The organism is Guyparkeria sp., from assembly GCF_046540515.1.
Classification (GTDB): domain Bacteria; phylum Pseudomonadota; class Gammaproteobacteria; order Halothiobacillales; family Halothiobacillaceae; genus Guyparkeria.
The window spans coordinates 22,554-37,822 of sequence record NZ_JBKHFB010000017.1 but is presented as its reverse complement, the minus strand read 5'-3'; the positions used below and the strand labels follow the sequence as shown (position 1 = coordinate 37,822).

Below are 15,269 nucleotides of genomic sequence, written 5' to 3'. Positions count from 1 at the left end.
CGGTAGAGGTGATCGAGGCTGACGATGGCGTACTCGAGCAGCAGCACGGTGAAGACCGGGTGCTCGAGGCGCAGGCGGTTGTATTTCTCCCGCGGCAGGCGCAACAGCCGCACCGACGAGCGCGCCCGCATGCGGACGTTGCGCGGCTGGCGGTCGAAGAAGCTCATCTCGCCGAGCATCTCGCCGGCGTGGATCTGCCCGACCGGGACCTCGTTTGTGGTCGGCCCGACGATCAGTTCGGCCGTCCCGTCGAGCAGGAAGTAGAGCGACTCGCCCACTTCGCCGATGTCGGCGATGATGCGGCCGCGCTCGATGATCTCGAAATCGCAGAAATCGAGAAACGCGCTGACCTCGGCGTAGGTCAGGATCTGCGTATCGACGTGGCGGGCGAGAAAGTCGACCAGGGCGTCGCGGTCGTTGTCGGTCATCATCGCGTGATTGCTCCCATGCCGTTTGCGGGGAAATGGATGGCTCCATTGTCGCGAGCCGACGCGGTTTTGTCGATCCTGGGCTGTTGCAGGGGCGCCAGCCGCCAAGCATGACCGGCATTCATGTCTAGTTTGCGGATCGCTCCCCGGTGCGCGGGAAAGGGGGCGACTGCAACATGCTAGAATTCGCGGCATTGTTCGGTCGCCCGCGGTAGCACTCGGGGCGGCCGCTTGTGTTTCGCGGCCTCGCCGGATCGGGGTCGCCCCGAATTTGCTTTCACCTTTGCCAGGAGCCGACTCATGTTTGCCAAGTCCATGACCATCGCGGGCTACGACCCGGAACTCAGTGAGGCGATCGACGCCGAGGTGCGTCGCCAGGAGGATCACGTCGAGCTGATCGCCTCCGAGAACTACGCCAGTCCGCGCGTCATGGAGGCCCAGGGCTCCGTGCTGACCAACAAGTACGCCGAAGGCTACCCGGGCAAGCGCTACTACGGTGGCTGCGAGTACGTCGACGTCGCCGAGCAGCTGGCCATCGACCGGGCCAAGCAGCTCTTCGGTGCCGACTACGCCAACGTCCAGCCGCACTCCGGCTCGCAGGCCAACGCCGCCGTCTTCCAGGCACTGGTCGAGCCGGGTGACACGGTGCTGGGCATGAGCCTGGATGCCGGCGGCCACCTGACCCACGGCGCCAAGCCCAACTTCTCCGGACGCATCTACCACGCGGTGCAGTACGGCATCGACGCCGAGGGCTACGTCGACTACGACGAGGTCGAGCGACTGGCGACAGAGCACAAACCGAAGATGATCATCGCCGGCTTCTCCGCCTACTCGCGGGTGATGGACTGGGCTCGCTTCCGCGAGATCGCCGACTCGGTCGGCGCCTACCTGATGGTCGACATGGCCCACGTCTCGGGCCTGGTCGCCGCCGGCCTCTACCCGAACCCGGTGCCGCACGCTCACGTGGTCACCTCGACCACGCACAAGACGCTGCGCGGTCCCCGCGGCGGCATTATCATCGCCAAGGCCGACCCGGATCTGGAGAAGAAATTCCAGTCGCGCATCTTCCCCGGTTCGCAGGGCGGGCCGCTGATGCACGCGATCGCCGGCAAGGCGGTGGCCTTCAAGGAGGCGATGGAGCCGGAGTTCAAGACCTACCAGCAGCAGGTGATCGACAACGCCCGGGCCATGGCCAAGGTGTTCGTCGAGCGCGGCATCGACGTGGTTTCCGGCGGCACCGACAACCACCTGTTCCTTGTCAGCTTCGTCAAGCGTGGCCTGACCGGCAAGGCGGTCGACGAGGCGCTGGGCCGCGCCCACATCACGGTCAACAAGAACGCCGTGCCCAACGACCCGCAGTCGCCGTTCGTCACCTCGGGCATCCGGGTAGGGACCGCGGCGATCACCACCCGCGGCTTCGGCACCGAGGAGTCCCGCGAGCTGGCTGGCTGGATGTGCGACATCATCGACGACATCGAGAACGACTCGGTGATCGAGGCCGTGCGCGAGAAGGTCACCGCGCTCTGCCGTCGCCTGCCGGTCTACGAGGCCAACCGGGCCTGAACGGCCGGGTCGGGGGCAGGGCATGCGCTGCGCGATCTGCGGCAACGACGACACCCGAGTGATCGACTCGCGGGCGATCGACGCCGGCGAGGGCATCCGTCGCCGGCGCGAGTGCCCCGCCTGCGGGCAGCGCTTTACCACCTACGAGCGGGCCGACCGGCAGATGCCGCGGGTGGTGAAGTCCAACGGCGCGCGGCAGAACTTCGATGACCGCAAGCTGCGCGACGGCATGATGCGGGCGCTGGAGAAGCGTCCCGTCCCCACCCGCCGGATCGAGGAGGCGATCGAGCAGATCGAGCGCCAGCTAAGGAGTCGCGGCGAGCGCGAGATCCCGGCCCGCGAGATCGGCGACATGGTGATGGCGCAACTGCGCCGGCTCGACCACGTCGCCTATATCCGCTTCGCCTCGGTCTACCTGAGCTTCGACAGTGTCGAGGCCTTCCGCGAGGCGATCGAATCGCTGGCCAACGACGTCATCAGCGACCCGGATCACCAACTGCCCCTGATCGGCGATGCCAACTGAACCCCGCATGGATCGGCCCGTCTCCCGCGAGGACCGGCCCACGTCTCGCGAAGATAAACACTGGATGTCGCACGCGCTGGCGGTGGCCGAACGCGGGCGCTACACCACGTCGCCCAATCCGCGGGTGGGTTGTGTGCTGGTGCGAGACGGCGAGATCGTCGGCGAAGGCTTCCATGCCCGTGCCGGCGAGCCGCACGCCGAGGTGCACGCCCTGCGGGCCGCCGGCGAGCGGGCCCGTGGCGCGACGGCCTACGTGACGCTCGAGCCCTGCAGCCATGTCGGGCGCACGCCGGCCTGCGCGCCGCAACTGGTCGAGGCGGGCGTGGCGCGCGTGGTTACCGCCATGAACGATCCCAACCCGCAGGTGGCCGGTCGCGGCCATGCCATCCTGCGGGAAGTGGGCGTGGAGGTGGTCGAGGCGATCGCCCCGGCCGCCGCCCGGGCGCTGAATCCGGGGTTCGTGTCGCGCATGGAGCGTGGCCGGCCCTGGGTGACGGTCAAGATCGCCCAGTCGCTCGACGGACGCAGTGCTCTGGCCAGTGGGGAGAGCCAGTGGATTACCGGCGAGGCCGCGCGCCGAGACGTGCAGTTCCTGCGCGCGCGTCAATGCGCGGTCCTGAGCGGCATCGACACCGTGCTGACCGACAGCGCCCGCCTCAACGTGCGCCTGTCGGCCGACGAACTCGGCATCGAGGGCGAGGTGCGCCAGCCGGTGCGGGTGGTGCTGGATTCCGGGTTGCGATTGCCGCCGTTCGCCGCGCTCTTCGATTCGCCGGGGCCGGTCTGGATCTACACCCGGGATGTCACCGACGGGGTGCACCGCGAGGCGTTGCTCAAGCGCGAGGCGGCCCTGATCGAGGCGCCGGCCGCCCCGGGGTTGGGCATGGACCTCGAGTTCATCCTGACCGACCTGGCGCGGCGGGAAATCAACGAGGTGCTGGTCGAGGCGGGCGCCAAGCTCGCCGGGGCGTTCGTCGCCGCCGGTCTGTGCGACGAATTGATCGTCTACCAGGCGCCGGTGTTGCTGGGCCACCAGGCCCGGCCCGCGCTGGCCCTGCCGGAGCCGGGTGCCCTGGCCGATGCCTCTCGCTGGACGCTGGTCGACGAGACCCGACTGGGTGACGACCTGCGCCTGACCCTGCGGCCGACCCGCTAGGCGGCCGGTCGCTTTCCCATTTCTCGGAGAGACACGCATGTTCACCGGCATCATCCAGACCGTCGGCACCCTGGTCGAGCAGACGCCCACGGGCGGCGATGCCCGCCTGACCATCGAGGCCCCGGGGCTTGACCTGGCAAACACCGCCATCGGCGACAGTATCGCGGTCAACGGCGTCTGCCTGACGGTCACCGACCTGGTCGGCGATCGCTTCTCGGTCGACTGTTCGGCCGAGACCCTGCGCCTGACCACGGTCGGGCAGCTCGCACCCGGTTCGCGCGTCAACCTCGAGCCGGCGCTGACGCTGGCCACGCCGCTGGGCGGACATCTGGTCAGTGGGCACGTGGATGGTCTGGCGATCGTGGATGCGCGCCGCAGCGAGGCGCGGGCGACGGAGTTCTGGTTGCGCGTGCCGCCGGAACTGGCCCGCTACGTGGCCAAGAAAGGGTCGCTTGCCATCGACGGCGTGAGCCTGACGGTCAACGAGGTCAGCGGCACGCGCTGTCGCCTGACCATCATCCCGCACACGCTCGAGGCGACCATCATGGGCGAATACCGGCCGGGGCGGCAGGTCAACCTCGAGGTCGACCTGATGGCCCGCTACCTCGAGCGGTTGTTGCAGGCCGGCGACGGCGCGGCGGGTGCCGGCGGGCAGAGTCCCTACCAGAACCTGACCTGAAGGCTCCATGCCGTGGTGCCGGGATCCCGTGGTGCCTGGATGGTCAACAGTCGGGCGCGCGGTGGTACACTTGCCGATTGCCCTCGAAGGCGCAGAGAGACCCTATGAGCTTCAGTTCCATTGACGAGATCCTCGACGACCTGCGCGCCGGGCGCATGGTCATCATTGTCGACGACGAGGATCGCGAGAACGAAGGCGACCTGGTGATGCTCGCCGAGCAGGTGCGCCCGGAGGACATCAACTTCATGGCGCGCTACGGGCGCGGCCTGATCTGCCTGACACTCAGCCAGGCGCGCTGCGAGCAGCTGGAACTGCCGCTGATGGTCAGTCGCACGCGCGAGGCCTTCCAGACGGCGTTCACCGTGTCGATCGAGGCCGCCCGTGGGGTGACCACGGGCATCTCGGCGGCCGACCGCGCCACCACGATCCGCGCGGCGGTGGCCCCCGAGGCCAGGCCGTCCGACCTGGTCCAGCCGGGACACGTCTTTCCGTTGATGGCCCGCCCCGGCGGCGTGTTGGCGCGGGCCGGCCATACCGAGGCGGGGGTGGATCTCGCGCGGCTGGCCGAGGCCCGCGAGCCGGCAGCGGTGATCGTCGAGATTCTCAACGAGGACGGCACCATGGCGCGCCGCCCGGACTTGGAACGGTTCGCCGAAGAGCACGGCATCAAGATCGGCTCGATCGAGGAGCTGATCCGCTACCGCATGCGCCACGAACGCTCGGTGGAGCACCAGTTCGCCACCGAGATCGACACGCGCCACGGCCGGTTCACGCTGCACGCCTACAAGGACTTGACCAGCGGCCAGTTGCAGTTCGCCGCCGTGCGCGGCACGCCGGATGCCGAGACGCCCACGCCGGTACGGGTGCACGTGCACCACGCGGTCTGCGACCTGTTCGAGCCCCAGGGGCGGGACTGCGGCTGGCCATTCTCCGACGTGCTTTCGCGTTTGGCGAAGATGGAAACGGGCGTGGCGGTGGTGCTGCGCTCGACGCCCAACGAGGACGAGATCCTGCGCCAGCTCAAGGGCTGGGAGAAGCCCTCGGCCGCCTGGACCGACGGCGAGGAGGTCGAGGAGCTGCGAAACTACGGGGTGGGCGCCCAGATCCTCAAGGATCTCGGCGTTCGCCAGATGCGCGTGATGAGCGCGCCCAAGCGCTTCCATGCCCTGGCCGGCTTCGGCCTGGAAGTGGTTGACTACATTCACGACGAGGCGGAATGACCGCCGCAGACGAGACAGACAGGCATGAGTGAGCATCAGGTGATCGAGGGCGGGCTGATGGCCCGGGCGGGACGGTACGCGATCGTGGCCACGCGCTGGAACGCGCAGGTGGTCGATCGGCTGCGTGACGGGGCGATCGACACCCTGCGTCGGCACGGGGTCGATCCGAGCCAGATCACGGTGGTGATGGCGCCGGGTTCCTTCGAGTTGCCGCTGGTGGCCCAGCGGGTCGCGGCGAGCGAGAAGTTCGACGCGATCATCTGCCTGGGTGCCGTCATCCGTGGCGCGACCCCGCATTTCGACTACGTCGCGGGCGAGGCGGCCAAGGGGATCGCCGGCGTGGCGACCGACTTCGACATGCCGGTGATCTTCGGCGTGCTGACCACCGACACCGTCGACCAGGCGATGGAACGGGCCGGCAGCAAGGCCGGTAACAAGGGCGCGGAAGCGGCCGCCACCGCGATCGAGATGGTCAACCTCCTCGACCAGATCGACCAGATCGCCTGAGCACCCATGATCAAGCAGTTTCCCCAGGACCAGCCCAGCGGCGGCGAGATGCCAGAGGACGACCGCGGCAATGAGGGTGTGCCCGCGGCGCACGGCAACAAGTCCTCGCCGGCGCGCAAGCAACGGCGCTGGGCGCGCGAACGAGCCGCCCAGGGGCTCTACCAGCAGCTGATGAACCCGATCGCGGTCGATCAGCTCGAGGCGCAGTTCATGGAGGATGCCTTCATGCTCCGCATCGACCTGGAGCTGTTCCGTCGCATCCTGCGCGGCGTCGAGGCGCACGCCACCGAACTGGATGCCGCCATCGAGCCGCACCTGGACCGACCGGTGGCGGAGCTCGATCCGATCGAGCACGCCATCCTGCGCCTGGGTGCCTTCGAGCTGATGCACATGCTCGAGACCCCGCGTGCCATCGTGATCAACGAGGCCGTCGAGCTCGCCAAGCGCTTCGGCGCGACCGACGGTCACCGTTACGTCAACGGCGTGCTCGACCGCCTGGCCGATCTCGCCCGCCCCACCGAAACCCGCCGCCGGGACTGACGGCCACCGCGCCCGTCGGATGTCTAGGGAAACTTTGCACGATTCGATGGCATCTCTGGCTCGCGGGTTTGTTCGTAATCAAGGCGCCGGACCCGAAGACGGGCCCAGAGGGATCACTCGGGCCCGTCGAGGGACGGCAACGCCGAGTGCGGGCAAACCCGCGAGCCCCGTCCGGGCGGGGCTCCAAGGGCCCATCTGCGGCGTTGCAGCCCTTGTAAAGGGCGACGGCCCTTCACGGCGGACTGCGCCTTGCATCTGGACCCTTGGAGGTCCCGCAGAGACGTCATCGAATCGTGCAGAGTTTCCCTAGGGAGGACGCCGGTCGACATGCAGGAATTCGACCTCATCCATCGGTACTTCGACTGGCGCCCCAGCCACCCGGCGGTGACGCTGGGCGTCGGCGACGACGCCGCCATCGTCGCGCCGCGAGCGGGCGAGTCGCTGGTGATCGCCAGCGACATGCTGGTCGCCGGGCGGCATTTTCCTTCCTCGACCGCTCCCGCTGCCGTCGCGCACAAGGCCCTGGCGGTCAACCTCTCGGATCTCGCCGCCATGGGTGCTGCCCCTCTGGGCTTCACGCTCTCGCTCGGCCTGCCAGAGACCGACGCGGCCTGGCTGGAGTCGTTCTCCACCGGCCTGCGGGCGGCCGCAAGTCGCTGGGGCTGCGACCTGATCGGTGGCGACACCGTGCGCGCCCCGCAACTGACCCTGTCGATCACCGTCTTCGGCACGCTGACCGGCGCCAGGTCGATTCGGCGTGACGGCGCTCAGGCCGGCGATCGGCTGGCGGTCACCGGGACGATCGGGGACGCGGCACTGGGACTGATGCTGGCGCTGGAGAACGGCCGCCTGCCGCCCGGCATCACCGAGGCGGACCGTGAGATGCTGCTTTCTCGTCTGGATCGTCCCGAGCCGCGTCTGTCGGTGGGGCAGGCGCTGGTCGGCCGGGCAAGCGGGGGGCTGGATGTCTCCGACGGCTTGCTGCAGGATCTTGGGCACCTGCTCGAGGCCAGTGGGCTTGCCGCGGAGATCGACCTGGACGCCATCCCGCTCTCGCCGGCTGCCCGTCGTTGGCTCGAGGTGCTGCCGGATGACCTCGACCGCGTGCTGGCCGGCGGTGACGACTACGAGCTCCTGCTCGCCCTGCCGCCCGAGTTGCCGCTGGACCCGGCCTGGGGCCTGACCGTGATCGGGAGGCTCGACGAGGCGGGTCCGGTGGGCGCGATCCGCGAACGGGCCGGCCGGCCGCTGCCGGGGCGGCGCGGCTACAACCACTTCAACGAGGACGGCGCATGAGCGCGGGCAAGCATTCGCGGCGGGTCGGCGCGGCCGAGCTGGGCCTCAGCCCGGTGATGTGGCTGGCATTCGGCGGCGGGACGGGGCTCTCGCCGCGCGCCCCGGGCACCGTCGGCACCCTGCCCGGCATCCTGCTTGGCTGGTTGCTGATGGTGCTGGCCACCCCCTGGGGCGAGGTGGCCGTGATCGCCGTGATCCTGGCAGCCACCGGCCTGCTGTTCGTCGTCGGGGTCTATCTCTGCGGCGAGGCGAGCCGCCGGCTGGGGGTGCACGACCACGGCGGGATCGTCTTCGACGAGGTCGTGGGCGTGTTGCCCGTGTTCATCCTGCTGCCGAACACGTGGTGGGAGCTGCTGCTGGTCTTTGCCTGGTTCCGTGTCTTCGATGTCGTCAAGCCCTGGCCGATCGGCTGGCTGGATCGGCGGGTGCACGGCGGGCTGGGTATCATGCTCGACGACCTGCTGGCGGGTATCTATGCCCTGGTGGCCGTCTGGCTGACCCTGTGGGGGATCGGACAGGTGGCGGGCTAGCGCTCGTTTAGCCGCGGCATCAGCTCGACCAGGTTGCAGGGGCGCTTGCGGTAGTCGAGCTGGCTTTCGATCAGGTTGTCCCAGGCATCCTTGCACGCGCCGGTCGAGCCGGGCAGGACGAACAGGTAGGTACGGTTGGCCACCCCGGCGGTCGCCCGCGACTGCAGCGTCGAGCTGCCGATGGTCTGGAAGGAGAGCGCGCGGAACATCTCGCCGAAGCCGTCGATGGTCTTGTCGAACAGCACCGATACCGCCTCGGGCGTGCCGTCGCGGCCGGTCAAGCCGGTGCCGCCGGTGGTGATCACCACGTCGCAGTCGGGCGCGGCGATCCAGCGCGAGACGTCGGCGCGGATCTGGTAGACATCATCGGGACGCAGCTGGCGCTCGTAGAGGCGGTGGCCGGCAGCTTCAAGTCGTGCGACCAGCAGATCGCCGGAGCGGTCCTCGGGCAGGCTGCGGCTGTCGGAGACGGTCAGTACGGCGATATTGAGCGGCTTGAACTCGCGTTCTTCACTCATGGTCGGTTTGCCTCCAGGGTCTTCACGGTAGCGGATGGGGCGTGGGGTCGGGCTCCGCCCCGTCCGCGCACTTTCGGCACGGCAGAGGTGTGCCCAGCATCGCGATGCGACCCAGGCTCTGTTCCACCCACGGGCGGTTGATCCATGGCGGGTCGTGTCGCGTGTGCTGGTGATGGCCGCACTCGAGCCGCGCGAACCAGTGACCCTCGGCGTCGCGGTGGAACGAGCGGATCGCCCTCGCCGGTGCCTCGCCCGAGGTCATCAGGGGACGGGCACGCCCCACAGGTCGTGTTCGTCGGACTCGACGATCTCCACCTCGACGAAGTCGCCGGGCACCACGTCGGTGACCTCCGGCAGGTAGACCACCCCGTCGATCTCGGGTGCGTCGGCCACGCTTCGAGCGACGGCTCCCGACTCGTCGACGGCATCCACCAGCACGGGCATGCGCTGACCGACCTTTTCCGCCAGCTTGGCGGCGCTGATCGCCGCCTGCTTTTCCATGAAGCGGGCGAGACGCTCCTGCTTGACGTCTTCCGGCACCGGCTCCGGCAGGTCGTTGGCGCTCGCACCATCGACCGGCGAGTAGGCGAAGGCACCCACCCGGTCGAGTTGCGCCTCGTCGAGGAAGTCGAGCAGTTCCTGGAACTCGGCCTCGGTCTCGCCGGGGAAGCCGACGATGAAGGTCGAGCGGATGGTGATTTCCGGGCAGATCTCCCGCCACTTGCGGATGCGTGCGAGCACGTTCTCGCTGGAGGCCGGGCGCTTCATCAGCTTGAGGATGCGGTGGTTGGCGTGCTGGAACGGGATGTCCAGGTACGGCAGCACCAGTCCCTCGGCCATCAGCTCGACGGCATCGTCGACATGCGGGTAGGGGTAGACGTAGTGCAGGCGTATCCAGGCGTCGAGCGAGCCGAGCGCGGCGGCCAGTTCCCGGAAACGGGTCTTCACGGGGCGTCCGCCCCAGAAATCCAGCTTGTAGCGGGTGTCGACGCCGTAGGCGCTGGTGTCCTGGGAGACCACCAGCAGTTCACGCACACCGGCGTTGACCAGGTTCTCGGCCTCGGTCATCACCTCGCCGATCGGGCGGCTGGTGAGGTCGCCGCGCAGGCTGGGGATGATGCAGAAGCTGCAGCGGTGGTTGCAGCCCTCGGAGATCTTGAGATAGGCGTAGTGCCGCGGGGTGAGCTTGACGCCCACGGCATCCTCGAGCGCCGGGTCGGCGGCCGGCTCACGCGTCCTGGCCTGGCCGCCCGGCTCGGGCATCACGTCGACGAACGGGTCGAACCGCGGCGGCAGGTGCTGGTGGACGGCATCCATCACCTCCTGGTAGGCCTGCGGGCCCGTCACGGCCAGCACGTTGGGATGCGTCTTGCGTACCAGCTCGCCCTCGTCACGGCCACCGAGACAGCCGGTGACGATGACGCGACCGTTCTCGTCCAGCGCCTCGCCGATCGTGTCGAGCGACTCCTGCACGGCGGAGTCGATGAAGCCGCAGGTGTTGATGATCACCAGCTCGGCGCCCTCGTAGCTTTCGGACAGGGCGTAGCCCTCCGCGCGCAGCTGGGTGAGGATGCGCTCGGAGTCGACCAGCGCCTTGGGGCAGCCGAGCGATACGAAGCCGACGCGCGGCGGGTTGTGGGTCATGAGGCGGGGGCGTCCGATGACACGGGGGGGTTGTCGCCGGTGTATTCCTCGAGGTGCCCGTCAGGGTACTGGACGTGTACCTTGAGGTTGTTCCGCTCGACGAACTGCATCACCGAGTCGAACATCTGCCGGTTGGCGGTCTTCAGCCCCGGCTCGATGGCCAGAACCTTCTGGCCGTTGAGCATGACCGGGTGCAGCCGTTGCGAGTAGACCAGGCGGTGCTGGGCGAACGTCGCATCCCAGCTCGAGATGCGATCGATCCAGTCACTCGGGCGGAATCGGGCGCCGGCCTTGGTCACTGACTCGACGATGTAGCGTTTCGGCTGGTTGTCCATGAAGTCGTGGCTTGCTCGGCCTGCACCGAATGTGGATGGGGCGTGTCGAAGACATCGAGGGTCGGTTGGCCTGGCCGGCCTGCCATCGCGAGGCCCGACACGAGCGGGACACCGTGGCGGCAACTTCGGGGCTCTCGACGCTTCCTTTAGAATCAATCGGCCATTTTACTTCACTTGGCCGGCAAACGCATCCGGCCAGTCAAAACCAGCCAGGGGGGCGTCATGCAAGCAGGCACGGACAAGGCGGCGGAGGTCGGGGCTGGTTCCACCCACCTGATACTCGTCGATACCGGCGGCACGTTCAACAAGTGCTACCAGCCGGTCGACGGAACATTGGTGGTCGGGCAGGGCGCCCGGGCGGCGCGGGAGATACTGCGCTCGGCCGAGGAGAATCTCGTCATCGACTGGCTCGAGCCGGTGTGCAAGGACAGCCTGGAGATGACGGACGAGGATCGCGAGGCGATCGTCCGGGCCGTCCGTAAGGCAGCGGACCGCCATCCGGGCGCGCCCGTTCTGGTGGTGCACGGCACGGACACCATGGCACTGACCGGCGAGGCGCTGGCCCGTTCGGTGCCGGAGCGCTGCGTGGTACTTACCGGCGCGATGCGGCCCTACGAGATCGATCCGGTCGAGGCGTCGCTGAATCTGGGGCTGGCGTTGGGATTCGTTCAGGGGTGTCCCGGCCCGGGGGTGTACCTGGCGATCAGCGGGCTGGTGCGACCGCTCGGCGGGCTGGAAAAGGACCGGAGTCGGGGGTGTTTCCGGCCGACCAGACTGGCGTAGACCTGAGCCAGTGATCGACATGAAAAAGGCCCCGCCAGGTGGCGGGGCCTTCGTGGTTCGGGCATCCCCCGAGGGGGATGCTGGCATCAGCACTTGTCGGTGATGCCCGGGTTGCCTTCGACACCCTTGAGGACCGGCTCGTTCGGCTTGACCGGCTTGATGTGCTTCTGGTCACGCAGCCAGGTCTCGACCTGGTCCCAGATCATCTCTTCGGTGTCGCCCGGGATGTTGCCCGGCTCGGCGACCGAGGCCCAGCCGGCGACCTTGTACTTCTTCTTCGGGTCGATCGGCTCGCCGCCGAGCTCCATGTCCAGGATGCGCTTGCCCTTCTCGGCGTTCGGCGCACAGGCGTACTTCATGCCGCCGACGCGAACCATGTCGCCACCCTGCTGGTAGTAGGGGTCGGTGTTGAAGATGTTGTCGCAGACGTCCTCGAGGATGTCCTTGATCTGCTCGCCGGTGAACTCGTTGACCGTGACGTTCGGGTAGGTCAACGCGACGTGGGTCATCATGTCGTCGTAGGTGATCGGCTCGCCCGGGATCAGCGAGGTGCCCCAGCGGACGCCCGGGGAGAACGAGATCTGCGCGTCATTGACGTCGATCAGCGCATCGCAGATCAGCTGGTCCCAGGTGCCGGTGAAGTTGCCGCGGCGGTAGAGCAGCGCGTCGTTGGTCGCCAGGACCTCGCTGGTGCGCTCGCCCACGTTGAACTTCTTGCCCTCGAACTCGATGTCCTGGCTGTACAGCTTGTCGATGTACTCCTGCATTTCCTTGTCCGGCTCGATGAAGTCGGAGAAGACCGGCAGCAGGTGGTACTTGTAGTCCTGCACCTTGCCGTTGCGCACGTCGAAGTCCAGCACGCCCAGGTACTTGGCGTTGGAGCCGGCATTGCAGACCAGGGTCTGGCCGTTGGAGTTCTTGACCACGGTCGGGGTCGGGACCGCGTCGTGGGTGTGACCACCCATGATCGCGTCGATACCGGTGACCTTGCCGGCCATCTTCAGATCGACGTCCATGCCGTTGTGCGACAGGACCACGACCACCTCGGCGCCCTCGTTACGGGCGGAGTCGACCGCTTCCTGCATCTCGTCGTCACGGATGCCGAACGTCCAGCCCTCGGTCATCCAGCGCGGGTTGGCGATCGGGGTGTACGGGAATGCCTGGCCGACGACCGCCACCTTGACGCCGTTCTGCTCGCGGATGACGTACGGCTTGAACACGCGCTCGTTGAAGTCGGAGTCGCGGATGTTCTGGGCGACGAAGTTGCAGTCGGTGGAGTCCTCGAGATCGGCGATGCCCTCGAGCATGCGGTCGGCGGTGTAGGTCGCCTCCCAGTGCGAGGTGAAGAAGTCCGGACGCGCGATCTTCATCGCGTCGATCTGGCTCTGGGCGTCGGTCCACAGGGCCAACGCGTTGCCCTGCCAGTTGTCGCCGCCGTCCAGCAGGAAGGCGCCCGGGCGCTGCTCGCGCATGTGCTTGATCAGGGTGAGCAGGTGGGCAAAGCCGCCGACCTTGCCGTACTTCTTGGCCGCCTCGGCGAAGTCGAGGCAGGTGAAGGCATGGGCCGCCGGGGTGTTCGGCTCGAGACCGAAGTGCTTGAGGAACTTGTCACCCACCAGGTGCGGAGCATTGCCCTTCATATCGCCGATGCCGAGGTTGATCGACGGCTCGCGGAAGTAGACCGGCTTGAGCTGGGCGTGCATGTCGGTCATGTGAAGGAACGACACGTTGCCGAACTTCGGAACCTCGTACATGTTGCTCGAGGCGTTGTTGGCCTTGATCGAGCTGGCGACACGCTGGGTGCCGGTGCCGGCCTGGGCAGTTTCGAGGTTGATGCCGGCGGCCGAGGCCACGGCGAGCATCTGCAGAAATTCGCGACGAGAAAGACTCATTGAAAACTCCCCTTTACGTTTTCAGTTTGGGTCAGCTCCCGACCCGGCATGCAGCAGGGGACGGGATCCTTGGGATCTTTAGCGGTTCCCTGACCCGGCCCAAGCCCGGAGGGCACTACGGGGACAGTGCCAGGAAACTGAACCGGGTCATTTAACCATACTGACCCGGTCGGCGATAGAAAAAATACTTATGCCGGACCATGAAAATGGCCGGCGTGCCGTCGTTTTACGGTCATGACCGTTTGTGAGGCCGGTGGAAATACCGGAGTGGCAGGCATAAAAAAAGCAGGCCGAAGCCTGCTTTTTGTCTTCAAGCAATCTGCTGGATTACTTGCGGATGCCCGGACCGTTGAGTTCCAGTTCGTTGTCGTTGTAGGACATGAAGAACTCGAGATCGCGGAAGTACTCGGAGTACTGCTCGAACGGCACCGTGCCGGTGTCGCGGAAGCACCCGTACATCCGCTTGTGGATGGTGAACATGCCGCCCTTGCTGTAACGGAACAGCGGGAAGTGGGTGGTGTTGCCCAGGTTCATGTGCAGGTGCTCGGCACGGATGTACTTGCCGCCGTGGTACTGGTGGCAGTCTGCACAGGAGTTGTCCAGGCGACCGGTGCGACGGAACCATGCTTCCTTGCCGCGGTTGTAGGCCTTCTTGGCGCCTTCGCTGTCGATCTTGACGTTGTTGGTCATGCCGTTCGATTCGCTAGCAAGATAGGCAAGCACGTTGGCGAGCTTCTTGTAGTTGTTCTTCGGGTCCCAGACCTTCTCCGGATCTTCGTCGGCGTTCTTCTGGCAGTTGATGATGTCCAGACCCAGGCTGTGCACTTCGCCGTCCTTCTCGTTGAAGTACGGGTACTTGGCGCGCAGGCCCTTGGCCTCGCCCAGGCAGGATGACAGCGGCTTGCCGTTGGGCAGACGGTACTCGTTCCAGAGTTTTTCACCGGCGGCGACGTACTCGTCGGTATCCGGGAACACCATCATGCCTTCCCACTGGGAGCGGGCATCTTCATCGAAGGCGTAAACGCCGTTGTTGTACTCCTCGAACGGTACGTCCGGGTAACGCTCGGCGTAGAAATCAACCATCATCTGGCGGAATTCTTCCGGATCGGACGGGTTGGCCGGCTCGGCCATCGCGCCGCCGGTAGCCAGGATGCTGGCGGCGATCATGCTGGAAAACAGGCGTTTCATTATGGATATCTCCTCGTGATTCGGGTCGTGCTTTTCTGATTCCTGAGGCCCGTGCTTACAGGGTGTAAAGGAAGTCGACGATGTTGCTGATTTCCTCGTCACTCAGGATCTTGTTGGCCCCGAACGGCGGCATGATGGTCTGGTCGCCGAACTTGTCGCGTGCGTCGTAAACGACCGCCTCGAGGTCCTCACGCTCCGGGTAGCGGGCCTTCATGGCAATCAGGGCCGGGCCGATGTTGCCGGCCAGGTTGCCGTCCTTCATCTGGTGGCACGCCAGGCAGTTGCCCGCGCCACGGCCGAAGGCAATTTCCTTGCCCTTCTTGGCAGAATCGGACAGGCCTTCGTCTTGCGCCATGGCGGCGCCGGAGAAACCCATGCCAGCCGCAAGTACTGCGGCGGCGCCTGCCGTGGTAATCACGGATGTGAACTTCTTCATTGTTATCCTCCTCTGCGGTCGCTGTGTCAGC

Annotated in this window: 18 protein-coding genes; 10 read left to right on the top strand and 8 right to left on the bottom strand. The window is 66.9% G+C overall.

Annotated features, from left to right (window positions below):
• On the bottom strand, positions 1 to 431 hold a 431-nt coding region (locus ACLFRM_RS03860; protein ID WP_410754398.1), incomplete at its 3' end, for a Crp/Fnr family transcriptional regulator.
• Between the two features lie 297 nt (positions 432 to 728).
• Here ACLFRM_RS03860 and glyA point away from each other — a divergent pair.
• The 9 genes from glyA (at position 729) to ACLFRM_RS03815 (ending at position 8,442) form a co-directional block, all read left to right on the top strand.
• Entirely contained in the window at positions 729 to 1,991 is a 1,263-nt protein-coding gene (glyA, locus tag ACLFRM_RS03855) for a serine hydroxymethyltransferase (protein WP_410754397.1), read from the top strand.
• Positions 1,992 to 2,013: 22 nt separating this feature from the next.
• Positions 2,014 to 2,514 carry a transcriptional regulator NrdR gene (nrdR, locus tag ACLFRM_RS03850; protein WP_410754396.1) on the top strand — a complete coding sequence of 167 codons (501 nt, stop codon included), beginning with the start codon at positions 2,014 to 2,016 and terminating at the stop codon, positions 2,512 to 2,514.
• Entirely contained in the window at positions 2,504 to 3,670 is a 1,167-nt protein-coding gene (gene ribD / locus ACLFRM_RS03845; RefSeq protein ID WP_410754395.1) for a bifunctional diaminohydroxyphosphoribosylaminopyrimidine deaminase/5-amino-6-(5-phosphoribosylamino)uracil reductase RibD, read from the top strand. The genes nrdR and ribD overlap by 11 nt, the downstream gene beginning before the upstream one ends.
• A gap of 37 nt (positions 3,671 to 3,707) precedes the next feature.
• Entirely contained in the window at positions 3,708 to 4,349 is a 642-nt protein-coding gene (locus ACLFRM_RS03840) for a riboflavin synthase (protein ID WP_410754394.1), read from the top strand.
• A gap of 104 nt (positions 4,350 to 4,453) precedes the next feature.
• A complete protein-coding gene (gene ribB, locus ACLFRM_RS03835; RefSeq protein ID WP_410754393.1) occupies positions 4,454 to 5,569 on the top strand; it encodes a 3,4-dihydroxy-2-butanone-4-phosphate synthase in 1,116 nt (371 codons plus the stop codon).
• A gap of 24 nt (positions 5,570 to 5,593) precedes the next feature.
• Positions 5,594 to 6,076 carry a 6,7-dimethyl-8-ribityllumazine synthase gene (gene ribE / locus ACLFRM_RS03830; protein WP_410754392.1) on the top strand — a complete coding sequence of 161 codons (483 nt, stop codon included), beginning with the start codon at positions 5,594 to 5,596 and terminating at the stop codon, positions 6,074 to 6,076.
• A 6-nt stretch (positions 6,077 to 6,082) separates the two neighbouring features.
• The gene (gene nusB / locus ACLFRM_RS03825; RefSeq protein ID WP_410754391.1) at positions 6,083 to 6,616 is read left to right on the top strand and encodes a transcription antitermination factor NusB; all 534 of its coding nucleotides are present in this window, start codon (positions 6,083 to 6,085) and stop codon (positions 6,614 to 6,616) included.
• Positions 6,617 to 6,943: 327 nt separating this feature from the next.
• Complete coding sequence (gene thiL, locus ACLFRM_RS03820) at positions 6,944 to 7,912, top strand: thiamine-phosphate kinase (protein WP_410754390.1); 969 nt, start codon at positions 6,944 to 6,946, stop codon at positions 7,910 to 7,912.
• A complete protein-coding gene (locus tag ACLFRM_RS03815) occupies positions 7,909 to 8,442 on the top strand; it encodes a phosphatidylglycerophosphatase A (RefSeq protein ID WP_410754389.1) in 534 nt (177 codons plus the stop codon). The genes thiL and ACLFRM_RS03815 overlap by 4 nt, the downstream gene beginning before the upstream one ends.
• Here ACLFRM_RS03815 and moaB read toward each other — a convergent pair.
• From moaB to ACLFRM_RS03795, 4 genes are read right to left on the bottom strand one after another with little or no spacing between them, the layout of a single operon-like run.
• A complete protein-coding gene (gene moaB / locus ACLFRM_RS03810; RefSeq protein WP_410754388.1) occupies positions 8,439 to 8,960 on the bottom strand; it encodes a molybdenum cofactor biosynthesis protein B in 522 nt (173 codons plus the stop codon). The genes ACLFRM_RS03815 and moaB overlap by 4 nt on opposite strands.
• Positions 8,961 to 8,982: 22 nt before the next feature.
• The gene (locus ACLFRM_RS03805; protein WP_410754399.1) at positions 8,983 to 9,222 is read right to left on the bottom strand and encodes a DUF3565 domain-containing protein; all 240 of its coding nucleotides are present in this window, start codon (positions 9,220 to 9,222) and stop codon (positions 8,983 to 8,985) included.
• Positions 9,222 to 10,604, bottom strand: coding sequence for a 30S ribosomal protein S12 methylthiotransferase RimO (rimO, locus tag ACLFRM_RS03800; RefSeq protein ID WP_410754387.1), 1,383 nt, complete (start codon positions 10,602 to 10,604; stop codon positions 9,222 to 9,224). Before rimO ends, ACLFRM_RS03805 begins: the two co-directional genes overlap by 1 nt.
• Positions 10,601 to 10,939 carry a DUF3579 domain-containing protein gene (locus tag ACLFRM_RS03795; protein ID WP_410754386.1) on the bottom strand — a complete coding sequence of 113 codons (339 nt, stop codon included), beginning with the start codon at positions 10,937 to 10,939 and terminating at the stop codon, positions 10,601 to 10,603. Before ACLFRM_RS03795 ends, rimO begins: the two co-directional genes overlap by 4 nt.
• A gap of 222 nt (positions 10,940 to 11,161) precedes the next feature.
• Here ACLFRM_RS03795 and ACLFRM_RS03790 point away from each other — a divergent pair, with 222 nt between their 5' ends.
• Complete coding sequence (locus ACLFRM_RS03790) at positions 11,162 to 11,722, top strand: asparaginase domain-containing protein (protein WP_410754385.1); 561 nt, start codon at positions 11,162 to 11,164, stop codon at positions 11,720 to 11,722.
• Positions 11,723 to 11,808: 86 nt separating this feature from the next.
• Here ACLFRM_RS03790 and soxB read toward each other — a convergent pair whose 3' ends face one another.
• The 3 genes from soxB to soxX all read right to left on the bottom strand — a co-directional run bounded on the left by soxB (position 11,809) and on the right by soxX (position 15,238).
• Positions 11,809 to 13,614: a thiosulfohydrolase SoxB gene (gene soxB, locus ACLFRM_RS03785; protein ID WP_410754384.1), complete on the bottom strand. Its 1,806-nt coding sequence runs from the start codon at positions 13,612 to 13,614 to the stop codon at positions 11,809 to 11,811.
• A 327-nt stretch (positions 13,615 to 13,941) separates the two neighbouring features.
• On the bottom strand, positions 13,942 to 14,802 hold the full coding sequence (gene soxA / locus ACLFRM_RS03780) for a sulfur oxidation c-type cytochrome SoxA (protein WP_410754383.1): 861 nt from the start codon (positions 14,800 to 14,802) through the stop codon (positions 13,942 to 13,944).
• A 55-nt stretch (positions 14,803 to 14,857) separates the two neighbouring features.
• Positions 14,858 to 15,238, bottom strand: a complete 381-nt coding sequence (soxX, locus tag ACLFRM_RS03775) for a sulfur oxidation c-type cytochrome SoxX (RefSeq protein WP_410754382.1) — start codon at positions 15,236 to 15,238, stop codon at positions 14,858 to 14,860.
• Positions 15,239 to 15,269: the final 31 nt, after the last annotated feature.